We start from the raw sequence: 26733 nt of genomic DNA, 5'->3' as shown, positions 1-26733 counted from the left end.
GGAATCATGGAAGGGTTCCTCGGCGCAGGACTGTATGGCGAAACGTTACTGCAGATCTGTTTCGCGGCCATAGGGGTCTATGGGTGGATCAAGTGGTCGCGCGGCGCCAGCGGCAATGCCGGCAGCAACGACCTCCTGATTCGCAAGTTCCTGTCCCCGACGCATTCGTGTTGGCGGCGTCACTGGTGGCAACGTACGCTCAAGCCAAGAAGATCTTCCAACACTGGTATGTGTGGATTGTGATTGACCTGGTTTCGATTCCGCTCTACTTCAGCCGTGGCTTGGCACTGACAGCCATTTTGTATATCGGTTTCCTGGCCCTGTGCGTCTATGGCCTAGTGGGCTGGAAACACCTCCGCTACGCGACTACTGAACCTGTACTGGAAAGAGTCTGAGATGTTTGAGAACGCACTCGTCATTGGTAAGTTCTACCCGCCGCACGCGGGCCACCGCCACCTGATTGAAACAGCAGCTGCAGGCGCCCGCTCTGTATGGGTGCTTGTGCAGGGCAGCCGCTTTGAATCACTCACGGTGCAGCAGCGCGCTGACTGGCTGGCTGAGGAATTCGCAGCCGTCGGGAATGTGACCGTCATTGCTGTGCGCAACGACTGCCCGGAAGACTTTTTCAGCGACGAGATCTGGACGGCGCAGCTGGAAAACATGCGCCTCGCCTTGAAAATGCGTGGTGTGGAGAGCATCGATGTCCTCTTCAGCTCAGAGAGCTACGGCGAGCGTCTCGCACAAGCGTTTACGGCAGTTCACATCCCCGTGGACCCGCGGCGCAGCGCGTACCCCGTCAGCGGGACCATGTGCCGCGAGAACCTCGCCGCCGCGTGGCCCCTGCTGGTGCCGGCTGCCCGTCGCGGAATGGCCGTGCGCATCATTGTGGTGGGAGCCGAATCAACTGGCACCACCACCTTGAGTGAAGCGCTCAGCGCCCACTATCGTCGGCGGTTTCCGCAGTTGCACGACGTGGTGGAATACGGCCGCCAGTTCACGTATGAAAAACTTGCCGCCCGCCAAGCCTCCGCGCCGCAGACAGGCGTTGAGGATCTGGTCTGGACTGCCGCTGATTTCGGCTTGATCGCAGAGCGGCAGACACAACTTGAGCAGGCCGCAGCGGAAGCCTCACCGCTGGTCATCGCCGACACCGACGCACTGGCCACGACGCTGTGGGAGCGTTATTATCTCGGGGAGGGCAGCTACGGATCCTTCGCCGCCGTCGGCCAGCTGCCCCGCCGCGACATCTACCTGCTGACCGACCACAACGGCGTCGACTTTGAAGACGACGGGTGGCGCGAAGGCGAACACCGCCGTGCCGAGATGACCGAATGGTTCAAGGAGTCACTCGTAGAGGCGGGCCACTCGTGGATTCTACTCACGGGCAGCCACGAACGCCGCATGGCCACCGCCACCGCAGTCATTGACTCCATGCTGGCCCAACAAGCAGCCTTCACTTCGCCTGGGTGGGCCGGCCGCACCAGCATGGCAACCACCGAATGAACACCATGAGCAACTCAATGCCCGACGAAGCCGGTTTCCTTGCCAGCTACAACCCGTCGGATTTCCTGCCGGTGGCACTCACGGTTGACCTGGTGGTATTCGCCGTGCGGCACAAGGTGCTGCACATCGCACTGGTGGAACGCGGCGCCCATCCCCTCCTTGGCAGCTGGGCGCTGCCGGGCGGGTTTGTGGGCCCTACCGAAAACGCGTTGGCCGCCGCACACAGAGAACTGGAGGAGAAAACCGGACTGAACCTGGGCTCCCACAGTGTGTTTGTGGAGCAACTGGCAACGTTCAGCGATCCAGGGCGGGACCCGAGAATGCGAGTGGTCTCGGTGGCGCACCTGGTGCTGCTGGCAGCCGAAGGAGGGATCCTCCCGCCGCTGTCTGCCGGCAGCGACGCAGCCCACGCGCAGTGGGTGCCTGTTCACACCCTGGATACGTCAGCGCTCGCCTTTGACCACGGTGAGATTCTGCAACAAGGGCTGGAGCGGCTGGCGGGAAAAATGGAATACACCACCATTGGCGCACGCCTTCTGCCCGCGCAATTCACTATCTCGGCGTTGCGGGATGTCTACAGCGCCGTCTGGCAGGTGGAACTTCCGGCTGGAAACTTCACCCGGAAAATACGCCCTTCGCTGACCCCGACGGGAGTCAAGGTGCAGGGGGTGGGGGCTCCGGCGTCGCTCTTCACGGTGGGCAGTGACTGGATCAGCCCACCGTTCGCCAGGCCGTGTCGCTGAAGAGTCGGAGGGTGTGGAAATAGAGCTGGACAAGCCACGCGAAGGTGGGAGAATTTGAGACAAGGACCGGGCGCATAGCCCGGCCGGACGTGGTCAGGGGGACACCAACGTGATGAAGGCCGTGAAGGATGCGGAAATGGCAGTGGAGCAGGATCGTTTCCAACAGCAGGCCTTGAACGATGCGGCGCAGGCAATCCGCAACGCGATCGTCAGCAGGCTCCACGACGACGGGCTCAACCACCACGACGTGCAGTTTCGGGTCAAGTCACCAACATCGGTTGCCGAGAAACTCACACGCCGCTGCACAGATGGACGGCTGAAGTACCCGGGAGGTCTGGACCACCTCGATGACTTGATCGGTGTGCGCGTCATTTTGTTCGTGGAGTCGGACATTGAAGCCGTGGCCATTGCGCTCTCGAGCCAGTTCATTTGCCATGAGGATGAAGACAAGACCGCGATGATGCGCAAAAACGGCGGCATTGGCTACGCCGGACGGCACCTGACCTTGGAAGTTCCGGCGGCCAACACGCCCCGCGGCTGCAGGGACTTCACGGGCCGGCGCTTCGAGGTGCAGATCCGCACTGTCCTCCAGCACGCATGGGCAGAATTTGAACACGACATCCGCTTCAAGGGCTCAAGCGGTGGCAACGCAGAAATCAGCAGGGCCTTCACCATGGCCTCCACCCTCATTGAACTGGCCGACCAGCAGTTTGTGAACATCAGCGACATCTTGAAACGAATCCAGTCCGAAGCTGCCACCGAGCATGAAACGCAGAAGCTCGACGCCGGGTCCCTCCAAGGAGTGCTGGCCCGAGCCTTCCCCGGGTACCCCAGCAGCAAGGAAAATCAATACAGCTGGATGGTCAACGTTCTCGCCGCCAACGGCATCGACACTGTCAGCGCCGCCGACGACTGGTTCAAGGTCCTTGACCCGGAAAAAATGGCGAAAATCATGCAATACCGGTTCTCCCCGGGTCAGGTTCGCGTGGCGGATGACTTGTTGCTGCAATCCTTCGGGGAGTCCTACGTGCAGGCAACGAAGGAACTGGGCAACGACAGCAACCGGGAAACAAAGCTGCGCTCGCGGTTGAGCAAGCTCCGCGCAGTCCAGGACGACGAATAACGCACGGCAACTTCACCGTTAAGCCGATGTGACGCTGCGTGTCGCCTTGTGACCTAGCGAGTCCGCTTCATTGAACAGGCCCGGGCGCGTTCCCTACCGTTTAATCCATGACTACAAGGGGAACCGCGGCCGACCCGCAGCCGACACCGCAGGCTGCCGTTCAACCACCGTTGAAAAGAATTCGCATCGTTGCCGGCGAAAAGCCCAAACGCACCAGACGCGGGCTGGAAATCATGGTGCTCACCACACTTGTAGCCCTCATTGGGGCAGGCGCGGCCGTGGCCAGTGTGAACTCCCAAGGCAGTCAAGAAACCGTTGCCGCGGATACCGCCCCGGCCGCCGTCCTCAAACTTGGCTACTTTGGCAACATCACCCATGGCCCCGCACTCGCTGGCGTGGAAAAGGGCATCTTCGCCAAGGACCTCGGGGCAACCGCATTGGAAACCCAGGTCTTCACCACCGGACCGGCAACTGTTGAGGCGCTCAACGCCGGCGCCATCGATGCCGCCTACCTGGGCCCCAACCCCGCCCTGAATTCCTTTGTGAAAAGCGGCGGCGAGTCCATCCGGATCATCGCCGGGGTTGCCTCCGGCGGAGCGCAATTTGTGGTCCGGCCCTCCATCACCAACGCTGAAGATCTCCGGGGCAAGACCATTGCCACCCCACAGCTGGGCGGCACGCAAGACGTGGCACTGCGCAAATGGCTGGCCGATCGCGGACTGGTCACCAACACCTCCGGCGGCGGCGACGTCACCATCACACCCACCACGAATGCCCAGACCCTGCGGTTGTTCCAAGACGGAAAGATCGACGGCGCCTGGGTCGCCGAGCCGTGGACGTCCCGTCTGGTGCTCCAGGCAGGGGCGAAAGTCCTTGTCAACGAGGCCGACCTCTGGGACAAAGGAGAATTCAGCACCACGGTTCTGGCCGTCAACAAGAGCTTTCTCGATGAGCACCCCCAAACCGTTCAGGCCCTGTTGAAGGGCCACGTTGAGTCGGTGGACTGGCTGGATAAAAACCCGGATGACGCCGCAACAGTGATCAACGAGGCCCTGAAAGTGGCCATTGGGAAGCCGCTGGAAGAGGATGTGATTGCCCGGTCACTGTCCGAGCTGAAATTCACCTCGGACCCGCTGGCAGCCACGTTCCCCACGCTGCTTGCCCACGGTGTCAGCGCCGGTGTTTCCAAACCGGCGGACCTCAACGGGCTCTTTGACCTGACGTTGCTTAACAACGTACTGAAAGCGGCAGGCGAAAAACCCGTCTCAGCCGCGGGATTGGGGACGGAATGACTGACCTGCTGACAGTCGAGCCTTTGCTCGCAGCGGAAGGGGAGGCCGACGGCGACGGCCGGGAACCCGCCGTCGTCCTTGAAAACCTGGGCAAGCGCTTTGGAGCCGGGCCTCCGGTGCTGGACGACGTGAACGCCGTGGTCAGGCAGGGCGAGTTCGTGGCCCTGCTGGGCGCCTCGGGCTGTGGCAAATCAACGCTGCTGAACATCATTTCAGGCCTGGACGTGCCCACCGCCGGCGCCTTGGAAGTCCCGGAAGACGGTGCCGCGTTCATGTTTCAGGACTCGACCCTGTTCCCCTGGCTCAGTGCACGCGGAAACGTCGAAATGGCGTTGAAGCTGCGCGGTGTGGGCCGGGCCGAACGCAAGCTGCGCGCCACCGAACTGCTGGACCTGGTGAATCTGGGCCACTCGGCAGGCAAACGTCCGCACGAGCTGTCCGGAGGCATGCGCCAGCGGGTGGCGTTGGCCAGGGCGCTGGCGCAGGACAAGCCGCTGCTACTCATGGATGAGCCGTTTGCCGCACTGGATGCCATCACCCGGGACCTGCTGCACAACGAGCTGGAACGGGTGTGGAAGGAAACCGGGCGAACCATCATTTTCGTCACCCACAACGTGCGCGAGGCCGTGCGGCTTGGGCAGCGCGTGCTGCTGCTCTCTTCCCGGCCCGGGCGCGTGGTGGCCGAATGGAACGTCTGTGAAGAACACCGAACGAACGCCGGCGCCGCCGGAAAACTGACAGGCGACATCACCGCCCGATTGCGCGAGGAGATCCGCCGACATGCCTGAAACAATAACGTCGCCGCTGCTCAAGAGCGGCAGTGCCGAGGAAATGCGCTCTCTGGAAGCCGGGCTGGACTCGCTGCAATCCGAGTCCGTTGAGCGCCGGGGCATCGATTGGTCCCGGCTGTTGCTGCCACTTGCCGCGTTCATAGTGCTGCTGCTCGCGTGGCAGTTCTATGTATCGCTGGGGCTGCGCCGCCGCGACCTGGTGCCGGGTCCGCTGGATGTGTTCGGTTCGCTGGGGACGCTTTGGGGGGAGGGCACAGCGCAGGAAGCCGTGTGGACTTCGCTGCAGCGAGGCCTCTCCGGCTTCGCCATCAGCATTGTGGTGGCCACGCCGATCGGGCTGCTGCTTTCCCAGGTGCGCCTGTTGCGCCGGGCGTTCGGTCCGCTCATTTCAGGCCTGCAGGTGCTGCCTTCCGTGGCGTGGGTTCCAGCCGCCATCATCTGGTTTGGCCTGACCGATGCCACCGTGTACTTCGTCATGTTCATGGGGGCCATTCCCTCCATCATCAACGGCCTCATCGCCGGGGTGGACCAGATCCCGCCGCAGTTCCGCCGCATGGGCCAGATCCTTGGCGCATCGCGGTGGGAAATGGCAGTAAACGTGGTGCTCCCGGCCGCACTGCCCGGCTACGTCGGTGGGCTGAAGCAGGGCTGGGCCTTCTCCTGGCGCTCCCTCATGGCGGCGGAAATCATTGCGATGGGCGGCAGCCTGGGCTTCGGACTGGGCTCGCTGCTGGAACAAGGCAGGCAGCTCTCCGACATGGGCATCGTGATGTCCGCAATCCTGATCATCCTGTTCGTGGGCATCGCCGTTGAACTGCTGGTGTTTGCCCCCGTGGAGAAGCGGCTGCTGCGCGGGCGCGGCCTCCTCGCCGGCAGCACCCGCTAGGGGCCAACCGGCTGGAATATGTCCCCCCGTGACCTTGCGTGAACGGGTGTAACGCCCCGCTTGTACGCAAATATCCTCCTTCCCTAAGGTCATCTCATGGCAATTGTTGATCTCTTCCCCACCTCATTGAGGCTGCTGGGCCGTCCCGTCCTAGTGGTCGGCGGCGGCACCGTTGCAGCACGTCGTGCCAAGGCCCTGCTCGACGCCGGAGCGCACGTCACGCTGGTGGCTCCCGTTCTCAGCGCCCCGGCACGGGCGCTGGCCGACGCGGGTCTGCTCACCTGGCACGCCCGCAGCTACGAAAGCGCCGACATGGCCAACGTCTGGTATGTGGTGGCCGCCAGCAACAACACCTTGGTCGATGCCCAGGTAGCCAGCGATGCTGAGGATAACCGCATTTGGTGCGTGAACCACTCCAACGCGCAGGACTCCGCAGCGTGGACGCCGGCAGTAGCCACTGTGGAGGACATCAAGGTGGCCGTCAACGCCGGGGGAGACCCGCTGCGCGCCGCAGCCATCCGCAACGCGATCGCCGCCGCACTCGAAAGCGGCGACCTCCCGCTGGACGTCTACCGCAGGGGAGCGGACCGGCTTGAGCGCCGCGGTCTCGGCACGCTGGAGCACCGGGGATCCGTGGCGCTCGTTGGCGGAGGACCCGGTGCCGAGGACCTCATTACGGTGCGGGGGCGCAGGCTCCTGGCCGAAGCAGACGTGGTCGTGGCTGACAGGCTTGGCCCGCGTGGCTTGCTTGAAACGCTGGGCGAGGATGTGAAAATCATCGAGGTCGGCAAAACCCCCGGCCATCACCCCGTGCCGCAAACTGAAATCAACGCGATCCTGGTCCGTGAAGCACTGGCTGGGAACAGGGTCGTCAGGCTCAAGGGCGGGGACCCGTACGTGCTGGGCCGCGGCGGCGAGGAAGCCATCGCCTGCCGCGAAAACGGAGTAGACGTGGAAGTGGTGCCGGGTGTCACCAGCGCGGTGAGCGTCCCTGCAGCCGCCGGCATACCCGTCACGCACCGCGGACTGGCCAAGGCCTTCACCATGATCAGCGGCCACGAAGATTTGGAAAATGTACCCCACGGCAGCGATCACACTGTGGTGCTGCTGATGGGGGTCGGCACGCTGAACCGTTCCGTTCCGGTCCTGGCCGCCGCCGGCCGCGGCAGCGACTGCCCCGTGGCCATCATTGAAAACGGCTTCGGCAAGGACCAACGCACCACCATCGGCACCCTCGGCACCATCGTCGCCCTCGCCCAGGCGGGCAAAGTACGCAACCCGGCGGTCGTCGTCGTCGGTGACGTCGTGCGCGTGAGCCCGCTGGCACCTGCAGAACTCGCTACCGCCCATTACGGTACGCGGGAAACTATCAGCACCATCTCTTAGACTTACCTACAAGCCCTTGAACATCGAAGAAACGAGCACAGCTGTGTCATCAAACTCCCCAGCAGCGCCTGGAACCCCGGAGCGCCCTCTGCGCATCGCCGTCATTGGCTCAGGCCCCGCGGGTGTTTATGCAGCAGACATGCTGACGAAAAGCGAAGAAGTACGTGCAGGCCTGGTGGTCAGCATTGACCTCTTCGACCGCTATCCGGCGCCGTACGGTCTGATCCGCTACGGCGTTGCACCGGACCATCCCCGCATCAAGGGCATTGTGAACGCCCTGCACAAGGTGCTGGACCGAGGCGACATCCGCTTCTTCGGCAACGTGGAATACGGCACCGACTTGGTGCTGGGGGACCTGCAAAAGCACTACGACGCCGTGATCTTCGCCACCGGCGCCATCAAGGACGCGGACCTGAACATCCCCGGCATCGAGCTGGAAGGTTCGCACGGCGGCGCCGACTTCGTCTCCTGGTACGACGGCCACCCCGACGTGTCGCGTGAATGGCCGCTGACCGCCAAGGAGATCGCCGTCATTGGCAATGGCAACGTGGCCCTTGACGTGGCCCGGGTGCTGTCCAAGCACGCGGATGACTTGCTGGTCACCGAAATTCCGGACAACGTCTACCAGGGGCTGAAGTCCTCGCCCGTGACCGACGTGCACATTTTTGGCCGACGCGGCCCCGCCCAGGTGAAGTTCACGCCGATGGAACTGCGCGAGCTGAGCCACTCCCGTGACGTGGACATTGTCCTGTACGAGGAGGACTTCGACTTTGACGAGGCCTCCGACGCCGCCGTGAAGTCCAGCAACCAGATCAAGACCATGGTCAACACCCTGACCAACTGGTTGGTGGAGCAGGAGGACGACGCCGCCGACCCCACCACGGGTGCCTCCCGCCGCCTGCACCTGCACTTCCTGCACAACCCGGTGGAAATCACCGGCACCAACGGGAAGGTCACCGGCATCAAGTTTGAGCGCACTGAGCTGGATGGCACCGGCAATGTGCGGGGCACCGGGGAGTTCATCGACTACCCGGTCCAGGCCGTATACCGTTCCGTGGGCTACTTTGGCTCCGCCCTGCCCGAGGTTGAGTTCGACCACCGGCGCGGTGTTGTCACGAACGACGCCGGACGCGTGTTGGGTGCCGACGGCGCCCACGTGCCGGGCATTTATGCGACGGGTTGGATCAAGCGTGGTCCGGTGGGCTTGATCGGCAGCACCAAGGGCGATGCCCTGGAGACCATCACCCACCTGTTGGCTGACCGCCACCAGCTGCCCCTGGCCGCCGAGGCGGCGCCGGAGGCAGTCGTGGAGCTGCTCGATTCCCGCGGTGTTGAATTCACCCCCTGGGAAGGCTGGCTTGAACTGGACGCCCACGAAAAGGCTTTGGGTGCTGCCGCGTCCGAGGCCGGCACTGTGCAACGCGAACGCGTCAAGGTAGTGCCACGTGAAGACATGGTCAGTGTCTCCCGAGGAGCCAACGTAGGGGCCTGAGTTTGCTCCAATGACAGGGCCGCAGCATCACGACGATGCTGCGGCCCTCTTTTCTTTGTGGCTCAGGCTGGCGGTGACAATCTACGCACGGCCAAGGCAAGCCACAACTGCACGCGGTCAGGCGTCAGCGCCGGATCGTATCCGGTGAGTTCCGCAATTTGGGTCAGCCGGTAGCGGACCGTGTTTCGGTGCAGGGCCAGGGCTTCTGCCACGGCTGCCACTGAACCATTGAGCCGTAAGTACGTTTCCAAGGTGTCAACCAAGTCGGCGCCGTGGGTTGCATCGAAGGTGATGAGCGGACCCAAGGCTTCAGCGGCCATATCAGCCATGGGCACGTCCTCGCTGGCCAACAGCAGCGATGTCAGGCTCAGCCTTTCCGGAACATTGACCTCCAAGCCCCGTGTGGCAGCCTCCCGTGCCTCAAAGTAGCTCCAACGCAGGCCGTTGGCTTGGGAATACGAGCCGCCAATCCCCACCGGTGCTGAAACGCCAACATTGTGCATCTGGTGGCTCAACGCCCGGCCCAGACTGGCGGGGTCACCGGCCTGGGTGGGTACTACAAGCAGCAGTTCCTGCCGGCCTTCCGTGTGGGTTGTGGCGGCTACTGCTGAATCCAACCCTGCCGGCAGCGGCATGGAGGAGATGGTGGCAAACTTTCCTTCGTCGGTGCCTACCAGCAGCACAAAATTCTTGGCAGCCGGGGCAATGCCAAGATTTTCCAGGCGTGCAGCGGAGTCTGCGGCGTCCAGCGTGCCGCGGATGATGTCGGAGATGGCCTGGCCGGCGATCTGCCGTGCACTTTGCCTGCGTTGCACCAAGTTGTTCAGTTCAATGCTGATAAGCCCGCGTGCGTAGTCGAGAATCCCGTCGTCGTGGAAGGGCTTGCGCAGCCACAACGTGCTGGAGTCGCGCTTGCCCGTGGCCAGCGCAACTGCATGCCAATCGCCGTCGTCCGGGGTAGCGCCCGGAGCTGTGGCAGCAACTTCGGCACCATACTGGGTGACCACAAGATCTGCTGCAACCATGGCGGCCAGTTTTTTCAGCAAGGCCGGCAGCCCACCGCCGGTGAGCAGCGCCCGCGCCAGCAGCTGGTGCTCGCGCAGCAACCGCTCGAGCTTGGTGAAGTGATCCGATGACCGGGCGTCGGCAACGAGCTTGCCAATGGCGATAAAAGGGGTGCTGTATGGGACCTCCACCACCGGAACCGCCCAACGGTTTGCCTCGGCCAGCAGGGCTGCCGGCACTGAATCATGCTCGAACCCAATGCCAAAACCAATACCGACGGCGCCCGCACGCTTGATCTGCCGAACGAAGGAACGCTGTGCGTCGGCGGTGCCCTGCCGGGCTCCGGTGGTCAGCACGAGCTCCCCACCGCTGAGGAACGATTGCGGATTCTCCAGCTCGGTGACGGCGACCCAGTCGATCGCGGTCGTGAGCGGAGTCCGCACCGATCCCATGTTCTTCAGGGACAAGCCGGGAGTGACAAGCAGGTCTGCCAAGGAAAGTGCCATGCCATAACTATACAAACGCACTATGCGCACAATGGCCATGGTGCACTTGGCCATTCTCTTTGCTATGCATGCTGGCTTAGGCTGGCCCATATACGGCGTTGAATCCGCGGCGCCCACATCGAGCTAAAGAGGTTGAACACCGTGGTCCAAACCTTGCAGAACTTCATCAATGGTGAGTTCGTTCCCGTTACGGGGACAAATTCCCTTGACCTGGTCAATCCCAGCAATGGCGAGATTGTGGCGAAGGCGCCCATCTCCAGCCAAGCCGACGTGGATGCTGCCATGGAAGCCGCGGCCACTGCGTTCAAGACGTGGAAGCATGCCACACCGAGCCAGCGCCAAAGCGTGCTGCTCAAACTTGCCGACGCCGTGGAGGCTCGCAGCGATGAACTCGTCGAGGCCCAGCACCGCAACACCGGCCAAGTCAAGGCCATGATCGCCTCCGAAGAAGTGGCTGCAGGCGCCGACCAACTCCGCTTCTTTGCCGGTGCGGCACGCCTCATGGAGGGCCGCTCCGCCGGTGAGTACATGGAAAACTTCACCTCGTACGTGCGTCGTGAACCTGTGGGCGTCATTGCCCAGGTGACGCCGTGGAACTACCCGTTCCTCATGCTCATCTGGAAGATCGGCCCAGCTCTGGCCGCAGGCAACACCGTGGTGCTCAAACCAAGTGACACCACGCCGGAAAGCACGCTGGTGTTTGCCGACATCACCAAGGGCATTGTCCCTGCCGGGGTGCTGAACTTCGTGTTGGGCAACGGTGGCACGGGCGCTGCCATGGTTGAACACAAAACTCCTGCCATGGTCTCCATCACCGGATCGGTCCGGGCAGGCATTGCCGTTGCCACAGGTGCAGCCAAGGGACTCAAGCGCGCACACCTGGAACTTGGGGGCAAGGCTCCGGCCATTGTTTTCGCCGACGCCAACCTGGGCAAGACGGCCCAGGAAATCGCCGAGTACTCCTTCTTCAACGCCGGCCAGGACTGCACCGCCATCACCCGCGTACTGGTGGAAGAGTCAGCCCACGACGAGTTCGTCTCGGCCCTGGCCACGGCGACCAAGGGGCTGGAAACCGGCCTTGAGGACGACACCAAGAACTACTTCGGCCCGCTGAACAACGTGAACCACTTCAACCAGGTGGTGAAGGTTGTGGAGAACATCCCCGACTACGCAACCGTTGTGACCGGTGGCAAGCGTGTGGGCGACAAAGGCTTCTTCTTTGAAGCCACGGTGGTTGATGGCGTGAAGCAGACCGATGACATTGTGCAGCAGGAAACGTTTGGTCCCGTCATCACAGTCCAAAGCTTCAAGACGGAAGAAGAAGCGGTCGAGATGGCCAACGACGTCGAGTATGCCCTTGCTTCCAGTGTGTGGACCTCAAATCACGGTGTTGCCATGCGCGTCTCCCGCGACCTGGATTTCGGTGCCGTGTGGATCAACACCCACATCATGCTCACCGCAGAGATGCCGCACGGCGGGTTCAAGCAGTCCGGCTACGGCAAGGACCTGTCCATCTACGGCGTCGAAGACTACACGCGCATCAAGCATGTCATGAGCAATCTGGAGGCCTAAAACGCCTCGGCTTGCCACTTCGCAGTTCCCATTTTGACCACGTTGAAAGGAATATCATGACAGATATTCAGTACCGCCTTGCCCAAAAGCGCCAGATTTTGGGGACCTTCCCGGGTCCGAAGTCCGTGGAACTCGATGCCCGCCGCAAGGCAGTTGTGGCAGGCGGTGTGGCCTCCAGCGTCCCGGTGTACGTTGCCGACGCCGACGGCGGCATCATCACCGATGTGGATGGCAACTCCTTCATCGACCTGGGCTCAGGCATCGCCGTCACCTCAGTGGGCGCCTCCGACGCCAACGTGGTGGAAGCAGTCCGTGAGCAGGTGGGCCACTTCACCCACACGTGCTTCATGGTCACCCCCTACGAAAGCTACGTGGCAGTCGCCGAAGAGCTGAACGCTCTCACCCCCGGCACGCATGAGAAGCGCACCGTGCTGTTCAACTCTGGCGCCGAAGCGGTGGAGAACGCCGTGAAGGTGGCGCGTCTGGCCACTGGCCGCGATGCCATTGTCGCCTTCGACCACGCCTACCACGGCCGCACAAACCTGACTATGGCGCTGACCGCCAAAGCCATGCCGTACAAGACGAACTTCGGCCCGTTCGCCCCTGAGATCTACCGCGTGCCGATGAGCTACCCGTACCGCGAGGAATCAGAGATCAAGGGCCAGGATGCCGCACGCCGCGCCATCAGCATGATTGAAAAACAGATCGGTGCCGCCTCCGTGGCCGCCATCCTGATCGAACCCATCCAGGGCGAAGGCGGCTTCATTGTCCCTGCGGACGGCTTCCTGCCGACGCTGGCCAACTGGGCCAAGGAAAACGGTGTCGTCTTCATCGCCGATGAGGTCCAGTCCGGTTTCTGCCGTACGGGCGAATGGTTCGCCAGCCAGCACGAAGGAGTGGTCCCGGACATTATCACCATGGCCAAGGGCATCGCTGGAGGACTGCCGCTCTCCGCCATCACCGGCCGCGCCGACCTCATGGACGCCGTGCACCCCGGTGGCCTTGGTGGAACCTACGGTGGCAACCCGCTCGCCTGCGCTGCATCGCTGGCTGCGATCAAGTCGATGAAGGAGTACGACCTCAACGGCCGTGCCCAGACCATCGAGAAGATCGTGACAGACCGTTTCGAGGCACTCGTTACGGAAATGGGCGAGGCAAGCATCATCGGTGACATCCGCGGCCGCGGAGCCATGATGGCCATTGAACTGGTGAAGCCCGGCACCGCCAATACCACCAAGGAAGTCAACGCCGAGGCTGCCAAGGCGATCGCAGCCGCCTGTCTTCAGGCTGGGGTCATCATCCTGACCTGCGGCACCTACGGCAACGTGATCCGGCTGCTTCCGCCGCTGGTCATCAGCGAGGAACTGCTCGCAGACGGCCTCGACGTCCTGTGTGAGGCAATCCGCACCGCCGTCTAGCACTTGTTGCGGGTTCAAAGAGCCTTGGTTTCTTGATGAAGGGGCCACCTTGCCATGACGGCGTTTCTTCGCGGTCAGGTGGCAAGGTGGCCCCTTCACTGCCGAGAACGGTGGGTATTGGCGTTGGGATATTGGAGGTGCCGCTCCCAAGCCATGCAGACGCGGCTTGGATGCAGTGCTGGGTAGGCTGGGAGCAATATTCTCTTGGACCGGACAGCACGGTGGGATGGGCAACTTGGAATTTGATAAGCGGTACCCTGCAATGTTTCAGCCAGGGGGAGACGGGCTTCCCGTTGAAGGAGATTCGAAACTCGCGGCGGAAGCTGTATCCGCCGCATTGGAGACGCCCGAGCATGCGCCGGCACCGGAAGGAGATTCTCAAGGCTCTGTGGCAATGAGCGTTGAGACAAACCGGCCGTCGATTTCAGACAAGCAGCGGAGTTCAGACAGAGTTGTGGCGAACTCAACCGCAGGCACTGACCCCGTGCGGCATTGGAACGGAAGGGCGTGGCGGCAGGGACTTGCAGCGTCCGTGCTGGTCATTGCGGCCGGCCTGTTCTGCTGGACGGCGCAGTTCCTGTTGCCCACGGCAAGAACGACTGCCTCGGATGAGTTTCATGGTCCGATGGTGGTGCCTTGGGGCATTGCCCTCGTGGGCAACGGGGTGTGGATCTTGGTTCCCGGAGCTGCCGCGCTCTCCTTTCTGCTGCTGATGGGTGCCCGGCACTATACGCGGTGGTCGCACTGGCTGCGTGCGGTAGTTCTGGTGCTGGGTTTGGTTGCGAGTGCGCTGGCGTGGCTTGCTCTCGCATCAACACGCATCTTTGTGGACCAGTTCTACTCGCAGAGCCAACAGTCCAACGACGCTGAGTTTGTTATTGAATGGCCATACATTCTCAACATGTCCATCAATCCGCTGATCCTGCTTGCATTGGGTATCCTCGCTGCCTTGGTGGTGGTGCGCCCGAACGGGAGAACTTCGGGTGCAGCGGCACTGGGTGCGGCCGCAGTTCTGCTGGTTGCGGGCCTGCTGGGCACATTTTCGATGCAGCTGTTTCCGGCGACAGGCCAGCCGGACGTCATCATGCAGGGAGACCAGCAGATCCAGCTGCAGTCCTGGATGCAATATTGGAACCAAGCCTCACCGCAGCTACTCACCGTGGCTGCGGCTGCGCTTTTGTGTGCAGCAGTGGCTCGAATCGTGGCTCAACCACGGGTTCGTGGCGATTTTGAGGATGACCTTGAATCTGAATTTGCCATGGATTCCAGGGAGCAGGCAACGGTTGTGAAACAGCGCTCACCGGCCCCTGTTCGGCAGTAGGGACGGGCTGTACAGTCAGTGGTACAAGCGGATAACCGGGGAATCCGGCACGCCGTGCCACCCAAAGAAGGGTTGAAAGCATGAAATACATCGTTGGATACCGCCCCGATGAGCGAGGCGCCGACGCCGTTGCACTCGCCGGTGTCGTGGCCAGGACCCAAGGCGCTGAGCTGCATCTTGTCCATGTTGTTCACGGCAGCAAGTCGCCGGACGCAGAAATGCAGAAGCAGGCGCTGCTAATGGTGCCCGACGATGTGACGGCCACATTTTCCACAAGAGTCGCAGATTCCTTTGTGCATGGCCTCATCGCCGCGGCCAAGGAGGATCAAGCGGCCCTGATTGTGGTGGGTGCTGCCAGCAACGGTCTTTTCAAACGGTTTACCGTCGGTTCAGTGGCCAATGGGCTTTTGCATGCCTCCCCGGTTCCGGTGGCCTTGGCCCCCCGGGGATACAACCGCAGGGATCCGCTGACCCGGCTCACGGTCATGACGGGAATGCGGGAGGGGTGGCAGGCCGTCCTTGACGTGGGCACCACGGCTGCGGGCAGACGCAATGTTCCGCTGCGGCTGGTTTCGGTGGTCGAAATTGACCAGACGGAACAGTCCGACTTTGATTTGGACAATGCCTTGAGCCCGGCCAAGCAACACGCGAACACGGTCTTGGCGAAGGCAGCGGCGAAACTGCCAGACACAAAGGTCACCGTCACGCTCGCTCACGGACGCAATATTGAGGAAGCCATCGACGGGATTGGTTGGAAATCCGGCGAACTCGTTGTTGTCGGCTCCAGCAGGTTGGCGGAAAACAGGAAGATCTTCCTAGGGTCCACCGCCAACAAGATTCTGCGTGCCCTACCGGTGCCCATGGTGGTTGTCCCACGAGACTTCCAACGGCAGGGGATCTAGGGTGGTGCCCTTCTCTTAGTCTTGGAGAAGGACAAACTTCCGCAGCCGAACGTTGCGCCGGAAATTCCACAACATGTCTGTGATGAGGATGGCCAGCGCCAACCAAACTATGGCGAATCCAATCCAGCGCTCCAGGCCCATGTGTTCACCAAGAACGACTATGGCCACGACGAACTGGATCAGCGGAGTCATGAACTGCAGCAGCCCGATCCCCGTCATGGAGAGCCTGCTGGCGGAAGCGCCGAAGAACAGCAAGGGGACGGCCGTAATGATGCCGGAGGCGGCAAGCAGCCAAAAGTGGCCGGCTCCCATGCCGGTCAATGTTGTCTGGCCGATCGCGGCCAGCACCAACATCGCGGTGATGGCGAAGGGGGTGAGCACGGCCGTCTCAATGCTCAGGCTGGTGATGGCGTCAACCTTGCCACCCATCCGGTTCTTGACGAAGCCGTAGCTGCCGAAACTGAGAGCCAGCACCAAGGCAATCCAGGGCAGTTTGCCGTAACTGACCGTCAACACGACAACGGCAACAAAACCAACACTCACGGCCATCCATTGGAGGGGGCGCAGTTTTTCCTTGAGGACCACCACGCCGATGAGTACGGAGACCAGCGGGTTGATGAAGTAGCCAAGGGCCGCTTCGATCGCGCTGCCGGTGGTCACGGCAAACACGTATGTGAGCCAGTTGATGACGATGAGCACGCCGGCGACGGCCAAGGTGGACACGATGCGCCGGTTGCGCACCGCTGTGGCGAATTTCCGCCACCCCTTGCCGGCGGTGATGATGAGGGCACAGAAAATCACTGACCACACCACACGGTTGGCAACAATTTCCACACTGTTTGCGGGTGCGAGCAAGATGAAATAGATGGGCAGCATGCCCCAAATACCGTAGGCTCCCACCCCATAGAGCACACCGGAGGCGGCAGTGGATCGGGCCGGCTTTGGTGCCTTCTTTTGCTTGCCGGAGGCACTATTCATTCGAGGTTTGCGAAGTGTCACAAACTCCATAACAACACTGATGTAGGTTAAAAGCCACGGTAGTGCCGCTGTCTGGCCGCGGTGAGTGATTCGTCACTTTCAATCGCGGGCCCTTACCCGTGCAGCGGGTTGCCAATTAGACTATGAAAACAGTGCTTAATTCGCGTCCCGCACGCAACGATCGTTCCATGATGTTGCGGTTCACCGTTCGAAAGGACCCTCTTCTTGGCTAACTCGAGCGTTGCCCGTCCCTTCCGTGTCGCCATTATTGGGTCCGGCCCGGCAGGTGTCTATGCAGCAGACATTTTAACGAAGTCCCAGGAAGTCGCCGGCGGTGAGGTTCAAGTCCGCATCGACATCTTCGAGTCTCAACCGGCACCCTACGGCTTGATCCGCTATGGCGTGGCGCCTGACCACCCCCGCATCAAGGGCATTGTCAACGCTCTTCACAAGGTGCTGGACCGCGGGGACATCCGCTTCTTCGGCAATGTCACCTATGGCAGGGACGTTGCCCTGGCCGATCTCCGCTCGTTCTACGATGCCGTCATTTTTGCCACAGGGGCCACGAAGGACGCGGAGCTGGACATCCCCGGTATTGAGTTGGAAGGGTCATACGGAGGAGCCGACTTTGTCTCCTGGTACGACGGCCACCCTGACGTGCCGCGGGAATGGCCGTTGGAAGCCAAGGAAGTGGCTGTCATTGGAAACGGCAATGTGGCGCTGGACGTGGCACGCGTGTTGTCCAAGCACGCCGATGACCTGCTCTCGACCGAGATTCCGGAGAACGTGTATGCGTGCCTGAAATCTTCCCCGGTGACGGATGTGCACATCTTTGGCCGCCGCGGGCCCGCTCAGGTCAAGTTCACACCGCTGGAGCTGCGTGAACTAAGCCAGTCTCGCGATGTGGACATTGTCCTCTACGACGACGACTTTGACTTTGATGAGGCCTCCGATGCCGCGGTCAAGAGCAACAACCAGGTCAAGATCATGGTCAATACGCTCACCAACTGGCTGGCCGAAGAGCATGACCCCAACCGGGTTGCCGCGTCCCGCCGCCTTCACCTGCACTTCCTGCACACGCCCGTGGAAATCACCGGAACTGACGGGCACGTCTCCGGCATTCGCTTTGAACGCAACAAACTCGACGGCACGGGCAATGCGCGCGGCACTGGTGAGTTCATCGACTATCCCGTCCAGGCCGTGTACCGCGCGGTCGGATACCTGGGTTCGGAATTGCCGGAGGTGCATTTTGATGCCCGCCGCGGCATCATCCCGAACGACGGCGGACGCGTGCTGGGCGTTGACGGCACCCAGGTGCCGGGCCTCTACGCGACGGGCTGGATCAAGCGGGGGCCGATCGGTTTGATTGGCAGCACCAAAGGGGATGCGCTGGAGACCATCGGGTGCCTGCTTGAGGACAGGCTCAACCTGCCCGTCCCGGAACATCCTGGTGAGGGCGAAATCCTCGAGCTGCTCGAATCGCGTGGCATTGAATTCACCACGTGGGAGGGCTGGAACAAGCTCGACGCCCACGAGAAGCATTTGGGTGCTAGCTACGAGCCGAAACCCGGTATTGAGGTCAACCGCGAGCGCATCAAGGTTGTGGAGCGCGAGCAAATGGTGAACATCTCCAAAAAGTAGTCCAGGTTGGGCGGCATGCAGAGCGTGAAAAGTGAGCTGTGCCGGCTCAACTCCTCCGACATGAGATTCTTGGCAGCGTGAACGCGAACAAGGCAACACCCATGACCCTGGCGGACGTGGCACCGGAATCGGTGCTGCTCGCCGGGGCCGGCCGTGCCATTCTGCTACAGCTTGCCCACCCTGCCGTGGGGCACGGGGTGGCGCGGCATTCAAACTTTGCCAGCGATCCGCTTAAGCGTTTCCATGGCACACTGGCCTACATCTATGCGCTGAGCAACGGCACCGCAGGGCAGCGGAAAACAGTGCAACGGCAGGTGCAACGATCCCATCTGCCTGTCAAGGCGGCAGCGTCAGGCGACGTGCCTGCCTATAGTGCCGCCGACCCGCACCTTCAACTGTGGGTGGCTGCGACACTTTACGAATCAGCCTGTCAGACGTACGACGTCGTGTTCCCCGCACTTTCCGAGAGCGACGCGGAATCCGTGTATCGCAGCTACGCGGTGCTGGGAACGGCGCTGGGCATGCCGGCGGAACTCTGGCCCGAGTCACGAGCCGACTTTGCCGTGTATTGGGAAGATCAGCTGGCACGGTTGCACGTGGATGACACCGTCCGGGCGGTGGCCGCTGAACTGCTGGCGGCCAGAGCCGCACCTTGGTGGATCAGGGCTGCCATGCCGCTTGCACGGTTTTTGACTGCAGGCATGCTCCCGCCTCACGTGCGCCAGATGTACGCCCTGACATGGTCTCCACGCAGCGACTGGCTCCTGCGACTCTTCTTCGGAAGTGCCGCAAAACTGGTTCCCCTCGTGCCCGAGAAGGTGCGTCATGCGCCCATGCACTACTACCTCAAGCACATTCCCGCCTAACTCGCATACCCGTCTCACTACGGGGCGGCGTAACGCAGCAACCAATCGACGAGCGGGCGCAGCAGCTCCCACTGCACGGAGATTCGCTCCGACGCTTCCACGGTATGCAACCATTCGGAGTGCTCCAACCGGATTGAGGCACTCAGCGTCTTGTGCTTCAGAAGTTCGGCACGCGGGTGGTCCTTGGAGAAGTAGCTCGGCACGGTCTTCAGGGCTTGACCCTCAACGCTGAATCCGGTACCAGCCAGCTCCGCAACGATGGACGCCAGTGCCAATCCGCTTGCAGCGGCATCCACGGCGGCACGGTACCGGGACAGCTGTGCAGGAGGGAAGGAATGGCAGCCGCCGCCCAGCAGTAGCCCAGAAGCATCTAGCTGCAGGTAGAACCCCACCTCCCCATAGTTTGAGCAGAACATGCCCTGTGCGGTTTTGTACGGCGCCTTGTTCGCAGCGAACCGCACATCCCGGTGGGGCCGGAAGAGCTTGCCTGGCCCAAACCTGGGCAGCAAACTGCTTTGAAGGGCCAACAGCGGCAGGCGCACATCGGCGTCGTACGCGTCCCTGTGCCCCAGCCACCAGTCCTTGTTGTTGTGCTGTTCCAAAGCGGCATAGAACTCGAGGGCCGCGGGTGGAATCCCGGTAAACGTGTTCATGGCTTGAGCCTAGGGACATGATGAAACAGCCGCTACGGCCGCGACAACATCTGTGGGCAAGTAGCCGCAGCGGCCCACCTGTGCAGGACGGAGCACGTCCGCTTAGGTCCGCCTAATTGGACTGAGTCCAGAAAACCCTGCATAATTGACACATGGTCACCAAACAGCGGTCGGAAGAGATGTTGCGGGCAGTGTCACTGCGCGTGACGCGACCCCGGCTTGCCGTTCTGGACACGGTCAGCTCCAATCCCCATGCCGATGCCGACACCATTATTGGTGCGGTGCGCAATGAGTTGGGCAGCGTTTCCAAGCAGGCCGTCTATGACGTCTTGGCAGCACTTGTCGAGGCAAACTTGGTGCACCGCATTGAACCAGCAGGATCACCGGCACGCTTTGAAACGAGGGTGGGAGACAACCACCACCACGTTGTGTGCCGAACCTGTGGGGACATTGCCGACGTCGACTGCGCTGTCGGCCACGCACCCTGTCTGCGCGCCTCCAACAACCACGGTTTCAGCATTGATGAAGCCGAGGTCATCTACTGGGGCACTTGCCCGGACTGCGCAAGCAAAAGACTTCTGAACGAACAAGATCTCACTACCGCAAGGAGCGAATAGTAAACATGACTATCGAAAACACCGCGCCGCTGACCACCGCCGCAGGCGCACCAGTTGCCAACAACCAGGACAGCCTCACCGCCGGACCCCGTGGTCCGCTGCTGTTGCAGGATGTCTGGTTCCTTGAGAAGCTGGCTCACTTCAGCCGCGAGGTCATCCCCGAGCGCCGCATGCACGCCAAGGGCTCAGGCGCCTTCGGAACGTTCACGGTCACCAATGACATCTCCAAGTACACCAAGGCGAACATCTTCTCCGAGGTCGGCAAGCAGACTGAAATGTTTGCTCGTTTCTCCACGGTCGCCGGCGAGCGCGGCGCAGCCGACGCCGAGCGCGACATCCGCGGCTTCTCGCTGAAGTTCTATACCGATGAGGGCAACTGGGACCTGGTGGGCAACAACACCCCCGTGTTCTTCTTCCGCGACCCGTTGAAGTTCCCCGACCTGAACCGCGCCGTCAAGCGCGACCCGCGCACCAACATGCGCAGCGCCGAGAACAACTGGGACTTCTGGACCAACCTCCCCGAGTCCCTGCACCAGGTCACGATCGTCATGTCCGACCGCGGCATCCCGGCCAGCTACCGCCACATGCACGGCTTCGGCTCACACACCTTCTCCCTGATCAACGCCGAAGGTGAGCGTTTCTGGGTCAAGTTCCACCACCGCACCCAGCAGGGCATCAAGAACCTGACTGACGCAGAATCGGCTGCACTGGTTGGTTCGGACCGCGAGTCACATCAGCGCGACCTCTTCGACTCGATCGAGAACGGCGACTTCCCCAAGTGGAAGCTCATGGTTCAGATCATGCCCGAAGCAGATGCAGAGACCTACAAGTACCACCCGTTCGACCTCACCAAGATCTGGAGCAAGGAAGACTACCCGCTGATCGAGGTTGGCGAGTGGGAACTGAACCGCAACGCTGAGAACTACCATGCCGACGTCGAGCAGGCTGCTTTCGCACCCGCCAACGTGGTTCCGGGCATCAGCTTCTCCCCGGACCGCATGCTCCAGGGCCGCCTGTTCTCCTACGGTGACGCCCAGCGTTACCGCCTCGGTGTGAACCACCACCAGATCCCGGTGAACGCACCGAAGAACCCCACTGCCAACACATACCACCGTGACGGTCAGGGCCGCGTTGATGGCAACCAGGGCCGCACCCCCGGCATCGAGCCGAACTCCTACGGCCGTTGGGCCGAGCAGCCTGCGTACGCCGATCCGGCGTTGGCCATTGGTGCCACTGCAGACCGTTTCAACTTCCGCGAAGACGATGCCAACTACTTCGAGCAGCCCGGCATCCTGTTCCGCGAGAAGATGGACGACGCCCAGCGCCAGGTGCTCTTCGAGAACACCGCGCGCGCCATCGACGGAGCTTCACAGGCCACCATCGAGCGCCACATCTTCAACTGCACCCAGGCTGATCCGGCCTACGGTGCCGGTGTACGTGCGGCCATCGAAGCCCACCAGGCGTCCAAGGCCTAGTCCTTAGACAAGTACCACTGCCAAGTACGACGGCGGCACCCGACTCACGCGTTCAGCGTGGGCCGGGTGCCGCCGTCGTTCGTTAAGCCCCGAATGGGGTTGGGGGAGAGGGAGTGGCGGGGAGCAGGTACTATCCCAGCAGGTGTTCGCGGCCAAACATGGCCGCTGCGGCTCGCGCGGAGGGGGTTCCGGCGTCGAGGTCGGCACCTGCGGCGATCAGGAGAGCGGAGACGGCGTCCTCGCCCTTGAACAAGGCACCGGCCAGCGGGGACTGGTCGCGGCCGTTGCGGATGTCCACGTTGGCGCCGCGCTCCAGCAGCTCGGCCACGGTTTCAGCCTTCCCCTTGTAGGCGGCGAGCATCAGCAAGGTGTTGCCCTCGGGGTCCTGGACATCGATTGCCAGCCCGTGGTCGAGGAATTCGGCCAGCTCCGTGGTTTTGCCGTCACGGGCAAGGTCCATGGCCAGGGCGAGGACCTTGGCAGTCTGCTCTTCGTTGAGGGATGCGTTATTGGTCATTTCTCCACAATAGGCGATGGCCCGTCGCTTTTTCCGTGCCAGGGCTCCGGAAGTGGCACATTCAAGCCACCGCCCGTCACAAAGGCAGCGAGCTGGTGTGTGGCATCGCCGTGCCGGCGGCCGAAGATGTGGAAGGTTTGCGGTGCCGCCGAAACCCAGTCGTCGCAGACCCACACGGTCACGCCGGCGAAGGCGGGCTGGGCGTGGGAGGCAAGAACGGCCATCCCTTGAGCCAGTTCCAGCAAGGCGGCAGGTGAGGTCTCATCGAGGCTTGCAACGGGCTGTCGTGGGACGCCCGTCCAGTGGCCTCCCCGGAACGGCGTGCCGGGTGCCTGGCGTGAGGGTTCGACGTGGAATGCGCGCGAGTCCCAGGCAAGCGCCAGCGGGTGTTGCTCCTGCATCGCGGCAGAAGGTTGCTCCAGTTCGTGACGCTGTTTGGGCCCCTGTTCCGGTTCAGAAGTTTTGCCATGGCTGGGCGTGGATGCGACCCTGCCGTCATGCCAGCGGCGGAGCTGCTCGTCAAGTTCTTCGGTGTTCCCCACCGCCGGACGCTCGTGGGCAGGGCGCGAGAGTGCGGAGGCCGCCGTCGTGCTTGCAGGCAAGGTGAAGAAGACGTGGAGGGACGGGGTGGAGGTCTCCGCGACAGGTTCTCCCAACGCGTCGCCCACTGGCTGCCAATTCAAAGCCAGGTAGAGCTGCGCGGCAGTGGCTCCCCTCAGCTCGATCAGGGCACGGCGCAAATGGCCATAGCAGCGCAGCAGATCAGTGGCGGATTCGACGGCAAAGGCGAGTGAGGGGTCGTTGAGCCGAAGCACAAAGTGGCCCTGCGTCAAGGTGGATTTGGGGCGCCGAACACTCCAGAACGTGGAGGAACACAGGTGGCTGCGTGGCTGTGGCATCGGCGTCCCCCAATTTCTGCTTGCCCAATGACTTCGTTGCCAGCATAACGGAGATGATTCCCCGGCCGGACTAGGCTGTATCCGTGCCACGAATCCTTGCCGACATCACCCCGCTGCGGGAGAGCCCGGCATTCAGGCGGCTGTGGCTGGGCAACGGGCTCTCCTCCATCGGCACGCAGCTGACCGTTGTGGCCGTGAGCCTTGAAGTTTATGACCTCACCGGCTCCACCTTGTCAGTGGGCATGCTGGGACTGGCCGCGCTGGGGCCGCTGGTGTTTGCCGGACTGTACGGCGGTGCCATCGCCGACACCCACGATCGCCGTAAGGTGGCACTGAGCTCCTCCACGGTCCTGTGGCTGGTCACCATCTGCATTGCGCTGCAGGCCTGGCTGGGGCTGGGCAACGTCTGGCTACTGTACGGGCTCATCGCCGTGCAGTCCGGGGCGGCCGGAGTGAACGGTTCGGCGCGCAGTGCCATTGTGCCGCGGCTGGTGCGCCTTGAGCTGCTGCCCTCGGCCAATGCGCTGAGCATGATCGTCATGGGGCTGGGAACCACCATTGGGCCCCTGATGGCAGGTGTTTTAGTGGCCAACGTGGGCTACGGCTGGACTTACACCATCGACGTCCTCACGTTTACGGCATCGCTGTGGGCGCTGTTCAAGCTCCCACCACTGCCACCCTTGGCGCGGACGGACGGCGGCACGGTGCAACGCGCCGGCTTCAAGTCGGTGCTGGAGGGCTTCGCGTTCCTGGGCTCCCGGAAGAACCTGCGCATGACGTTTTTGGTGGACATGTGCGCCATGGTGTTTGCCCTTCCGCGGGCGCTGCTTCCGGCTATCGGCGCGGTGTGGCTCGGCGGCGGCGAGCAAACGGCCGGACTGCTGTTGGCCTCCATTGCGGCAGGATCTTTTTTGGCCGCCATGTTCTCCGGACCGCTGGGCGGGATTCGGCGCCAGGGCCTGGCCGTGGTCTGGTCCATCACGCTGTGGGGTGCCGCCATTGTTGGTTTGGGCGGCACGGTTTTAGCGGGCGGCCACACGCACGACGGCGGGATCTCGCCATGGCTTGTTGGCGCCGTCGCCGCACTGGTGGTAGCAGGCGTGGCGGACACCGTCAGTGCCGTGTTCCGCTCCACCATCCTGCAATCCGCCACTCCCGACCACCTGCGCGGGCGGTTGCAGGGAATTTTTGTTGTGGTGGTCACCGGCGGGCCTCGCCTGGGTGATGTGTTTTCCGGGACCACCGGATCCTGGCTGGGCGAAGGCTGGGCCGCCGTGGCAGGTGGGCTGCTGTGTATAGCAGCCGTCTGGGCGCTTGCATCGTGGCAGCGCGGCTTCCTACGCTACGACGCACGCAACCCACAACCCTGAACCGGAGAGCCTGGGTGGGAACAAGCACTCGCGCGGACGCGTTTAAAGGTGTGCAGGCAGCCAGTGAAAGGACACGAAAGTGCGCAGGCATTACAACGGACTCAAGACGGTGGGACTCTTTGGCGTTTTGTGGGCCGTGCTGTTGGGCATCGGGGCGGTCATCGCGGCGGGCAGCGGTAGTGCCGCGCCACTGTGGATTTTTGCCCTCATTGGCGTGGCCACCACTGCCTATGGGTATTGGAACAGCGGGAAGATAGCCATCCGCTCCATGCAGGCCTACCCCGTCACGGAAACACAGGCGCCAGGCATCTACAGGATTGTCCGTGAACTCTCCGTCAAAGCGAACCAGCCCATGCCCTCCATCTACATCTCACCCACCCAGGCGCCCAACGCCTTTGCCACCGGCCGCAACCCCAAAAATGCCGCCGTGTGCTGCACCGAAGGCATCTTGAACCTCCTGGATGAGCGTGAACTGCGCGGTGTGCTGGGGCACGAACTCATGCACGTCTACAACAGGGACATCCTCACCTCCTCCGTGGCGGCAGCCGTGGCCGGCATCATCACCTCGGTGGCTCAAATGATGCTGTTCTTTGGAGGAGACCGCCGCAACGCCAACCCGCTGGCCATGATCGCCATGGCGCTGCTGGCACCGATGGCTGCCTCCCTGATCCAGCTGGCCATCAGCCGCACCCGTGAATATGATGCGGACGAGGACGGTGCCCACCTGACCGACGACCCCCTGGCCTTGGCCTCCGCGTTGCGGAAGCTGGAACTTGGGGTTCAGCGGGCACCCCTGCCGCAAGAGCAAAACCTGGTCAACAGCAGCCACCTGATGATCGCCAACCCGTTCAAGGGTGCAGGAGCGGCCAAGCTCTTTTCCACGCATCCGCCGATGGAACAGCGTATTGCACGCTTGGAAAAGATGGCTGGCAGGACCCTGTCCTGACTGTCCGGCAGGACGAGGCACCCCGCTTGAACCGCCACACCGGCCCCCAATTCCCGCGCAGCCCCCAGCCCGATAGGACAGAATGGAAGCATGCGACTGATTTTGATCCGGCACGGCCAGACACCCAACAACGTCCACAGCCTCCTGGACACCGCGGTCCCGGGACCCGGTTTGACCCGGCTGGGCGAACTGCAGGCCGCTGCGGTGCCCAATGCTGTTGCCGAGCAGAGCATCGACGCTCTCTACATCTCCAACCTCACCCGCACGGCACTGACCGCTGCCCCGCTGGCAGCCGCCCGCGGCCTTGACCCGCTGGTGCGGGACGGGCTGCGCGAGATCAGTGCCGGCGAGCTTGAAATGAAGGGTGACATCCCCTCGATCGAGGCGTACCTTGCAGCACTGAAGTCCTGGCTGACGGGCGACTTGTCGGTACGGATGCCAGGAGCTGACACCGGATATGACGTGCTTGAACGCTTTGACGCCGTGGTTGAAGAGGCCGCCCAAGCTCATCAAGCCGTAGCCATGGTCAGCCACGGGGCAATGATCCGCTTCTGGGCAGGGCACCGGGGGATGAACATGGACTGGGCGTCCACTCAGTTCCACGACCTCTCCAACACCGGTTTTGTGGTGCTCGACGGAGAACCAAAAGGCAGCGTGGCACCCGGAGGCTGGCAGATTCAACAATGGTCCGGTGCCCCGGCAGGTGGCCTGACCGGCTTGGATGCGGACGGTCCCACTGCGGAACTGACGACGGAAGCACTCGTCGACCGACATGAAAACGGCTAAGGGCACAGGCGCCGCCACTGCGTCAGACATTGCTGCGTCTGACAT

24 protein-coding genes and 1 pseudogene are annotated in these 26733 nt (G+C 62.5%); 20 read left to right on the top strand and 5 right to left on the bottom strand.

Annotated elements, in window-relative coordinates:
- Positions 1–6: 6 nt before the first annotated feature.
- The 9 genes and pseudogenes from Q4P21_RS05890 to Q4P21_RS05850 all read left to right on the top strand — a co-directional run bounded on the left by Q4P21_RS05890 (position 7) and on the right by Q4P21_RS05850 (position 9216).
- A pseudogene (locus tag Q4P21_RS05890) lies at positions 7–395 on the top strand (nicotinamide riboside transporter PnuC).
- A gap of 1 nt (position 396) precedes the next feature.
- Positions 397–1503, top strand: coding sequence for an AAA family ATPase (locus tag Q4P21_RS05885; protein WP_303387878.1), 1107 nt, complete (start codon positions 397–399; stop codon positions 1501–1503).
- Positions 1504–1508: 5 nt separating this feature from the next.
- A complete protein-coding gene (locus Q4P21_RS05880) occupies positions 1509–2246 on the top strand; it encodes an NUDIX hydrolase (RefSeq protein ID WP_303387877.1) in 738 nt (245 codons plus the stop codon).
- Between the two features lie 136 nt (positions 2247–2382).
- Entirely contained in the window at positions 2383–3369 is a 987-nt protein-coding gene (locus tag Q4P21_RS05875) for a GTP pyrophosphokinase family protein (protein WP_303387876.1), read from the top strand.
- 233 nt (positions 3370–3602) lie between these two features.
- Complete coding sequence (locus Q4P21_RS05870) at positions 3603–4661, top strand: ABC transporter substrate-binding protein (RefSeq protein WP_303387897.1); 1059 nt, start codon at positions 3603–3605, stop codon at positions 4659–4661.
- Positions 4658–5449 carry an ABC transporter ATP-binding protein gene (locus tag Q4P21_RS05865; RefSeq protein WP_303387875.1) on the top strand — a complete coding sequence of 264 codons (792 nt, stop codon included), beginning with the start codon at positions 4658–4660 and terminating at the stop codon, positions 5447–5449. The genes Q4P21_RS05870 and Q4P21_RS05865 overlap by 4 nt, the downstream gene beginning before the upstream one ends.
- Positions 5442–6338 (top strand): ABC transporter permease, encoded by an 897-nt coding sequence (locus tag Q4P21_RS05860; RefSeq protein WP_303387874.1) that lies wholly within the window; start codon positions 5442–5444, stop codon positions 6336–6338. The genes Q4P21_RS05865 and Q4P21_RS05860 overlap by 8 nt, the downstream gene beginning before the upstream one ends.
- 96 nt (positions 6339–6434) lie before the next feature.
- A complete protein-coding gene (cobA, locus tag Q4P21_RS05855) occupies positions 6435–7724 on the top strand; it encodes a uroporphyrinogen-III C-methyltransferase (protein WP_303387873.1) in 1290 nt (429 codons plus the stop codon).
- 43 nt (positions 7725–7767) lie between these two features.
- A complete protein-coding gene (locus Q4P21_RS05850; RefSeq protein ID WP_303387896.1) occupies positions 7768–9216 on the top strand; it encodes an FAD-dependent oxidoreductase in 1449 nt (482 codons plus the stop codon).
- A gap of 62 nt (positions 9217–9278) precedes the next feature.
- Here Q4P21_RS05850 and Q4P21_RS05845 read toward each other — a convergent pair whose 3' ends face one another.
- Entirely contained in the window at positions 9279–10727 is a 1449-nt protein-coding gene (locus tag Q4P21_RS05845) for a PucR family transcriptional regulator (protein ID WP_303387872.1), read from the bottom strand.
- A 141-nt stretch (positions 10728–10868) separates the two neighbouring features.
- Here Q4P21_RS05845 and Q4P21_RS05840 point away from each other — a divergent pair, with 141 nt between their 5' ends.
- The 4 genes from Q4P21_RS05840 to Q4P21_RS05825 all read left to right on the top strand — a co-directional run bounded on the left by Q4P21_RS05840 (position 10869) and on the right by Q4P21_RS05825 (position 15940).
- Positions 10869–12299 (top strand): gamma-aminobutyraldehyde dehydrogenase, encoded by a 1431-nt coding sequence (locus tag Q4P21_RS05840; protein WP_303387871.1) that lies wholly within the window; start codon positions 10869–10871, stop codon positions 12297–12299.
- A 56-nt stretch (positions 12300–12355) separates the two neighbouring features.
- The gene (gene gabT, locus Q4P21_RS05835) at positions 12356–13717 is read left to right on the top strand and encodes a 4-aminobutyrate--2-oxoglutarate transaminase (protein ID WP_303387870.1); all 1362 of its coding nucleotides are present in this window, start codon (positions 12356–12358) and stop codon (positions 13715–13717) included.
- Positions 13718–14111: 394 nt separating this feature from the next.
- Complete coding sequence (locus Q4P21_RS05830; protein ID WP_303387869.1) at positions 14112–15038, top strand: hypothetical protein; 927 nt, start codon at positions 14112–14114, stop codon at positions 15036–15038.
- 80 nt (positions 15039–15118) lie between these two features.
- The gene (locus tag Q4P21_RS05825; protein ID WP_303387868.1) at positions 15119–15940 is read left to right on the top strand and encodes a universal stress protein; all 822 of its coding nucleotides are present in this window, start codon (positions 15119–15121) and stop codon (positions 15938–15940) included.
- A gap of 15 nt (positions 15941–15955) precedes the next feature.
- Here Q4P21_RS05825 and rarD read toward each other — a convergent pair whose 3' ends face one another.
- Complete coding sequence (gene rarD, locus Q4P21_RS05820; RefSeq protein WP_303387867.1) at positions 15956–16918, bottom strand: EamA family transporter RarD; 963 nt, start codon at positions 16916–16918, stop codon at positions 15956–15958.
- A 225-nt stretch (positions 16919–17143) separates the two neighbouring features.
- On the opposite strand from rarD, the gene Q4P21_RS05815 reads away from it, so the two are divergent.
- Positions 17144–18559, top strand: a complete 1416-nt coding sequence (locus Q4P21_RS05815; RefSeq protein WP_303387866.1) for an FAD-dependent oxidoreductase — start codon at positions 17144–17146, stop codon at positions 18557–18559.
- 77 nt (positions 18560–18636) lie between these two features.
- The gene (locus Q4P21_RS05810; protein WP_303387865.1) at positions 18637–19425 is read left to right on the top strand and encodes an oxygenase MpaB family protein; all 789 of its coding nucleotides are present in this window, start codon (positions 18637–18639) and stop codon (positions 19423–19425) included.
- Positions 19426–19442: 17 nt separating this feature from the next.
- Here the strand turns inward: Q4P21_RS05810 and Q4P21_RS05805 are convergent, their stop codons facing one another.
- Entirely contained in the window at positions 19443–20078 is a 636-nt protein-coding gene (locus Q4P21_RS05805) for a DUF2461 domain-containing protein (RefSeq protein WP_303387864.1), read from the bottom strand.
- Positions 20079–20230: 152 nt separating this feature from the next.
- On the opposite strand from Q4P21_RS05805, the gene Q4P21_RS05800 reads away from it, so the two are divergent.
- Complete coding sequence (locus Q4P21_RS05800) at positions 20231–20695, top strand: Fur family transcriptional regulator (protein ID WP_303387863.1); 465 nt, start codon at positions 20231–20233, stop codon at positions 20693–20695.
- A 5-nt stretch (positions 20696–20700) separates the two neighbouring features.
- Complete coding sequence (locus Q4P21_RS05795) at positions 20701–22170, top strand: catalase (RefSeq protein WP_303387862.1); 1470 nt, start codon at positions 20701–20703, stop codon at positions 22168–22170.
- A gap of 130 nt (positions 22171–22300) precedes the next feature.
- Here Q4P21_RS05795 and Q4P21_RS05790 read toward each other — a convergent pair whose 3' ends face one another.
- Both Q4P21_RS05790 and Q4P21_RS05785 read right to left on the bottom strand, forming a co-directional pair.
- Positions 22301–22687, bottom strand: a complete 387-nt coding sequence (locus Q4P21_RS05790) for an ankyrin repeat domain-containing protein (protein WP_303387861.1) — start codon at positions 22685–22687, stop codon at positions 22301–22303.
- Positions 22684–23586 (bottom strand): hypothetical protein, encoded by a 903-nt coding sequence (locus Q4P21_RS05785; protein WP_303387860.1) that lies wholly within the window; start codon positions 23584–23586, stop codon positions 22684–22686. Before Q4P21_RS05785 ends, Q4P21_RS05790 begins: the two co-directional genes overlap by 4 nt.
- A gap of 83 nt (positions 23587–23669) precedes the next feature.
- Here Q4P21_RS05785 and Q4P21_RS05780 point away from each other — a divergent pair, with 83 nt between their 5' ends.
- The 3 genes from Q4P21_RS05780 to Q4P21_RS05770 all read left to right on the top strand — a co-directional run bounded on the left by Q4P21_RS05780 (position 23670) and on the right by Q4P21_RS05770 (position 26688).
- A complete protein-coding gene (locus Q4P21_RS05780; RefSeq protein ID WP_303387859.1) occupies positions 23670–24956 on the top strand; it encodes an MFS transporter in 1287 nt (428 codons plus the stop codon).
- Positions 24957–25035: 79 nt separating this feature from the next.
- Positions 25036–25902: a zinc metalloprotease HtpX gene (gene htpX, locus Q4P21_RS05775; protein ID WP_303387858.1), complete on the top strand. Its 867-nt coding sequence runs from the start codon at positions 25036–25038 to the stop codon at positions 25900–25902.
- 90 nt (positions 25903–25992) lie between these two features.
- Positions 25993–26688 carry a histidine phosphatase family protein gene (locus Q4P21_RS05770; RefSeq protein WP_303387857.1) on the top strand — a complete coding sequence of 232 codons (696 nt, stop codon included), beginning with the start codon at positions 25993–25995 and terminating at the stop codon, positions 26686–26688.
- Positions 26689–26733: the final 45 nt, after the last annotated feature.

The sequence above is a fragment of the Arthrobacter sp. genome (assembly GCF_030540645.1).
In the GTDB taxonomy this organism is placed as follows: domain Bacteria; phylum Actinomycetota; class Actinomycetes; order Actinomycetales; family Micrococcaceae; genus Specibacter.
This window is presented reverse-complemented; position numbering and strand designations above follow the sequence as displayed.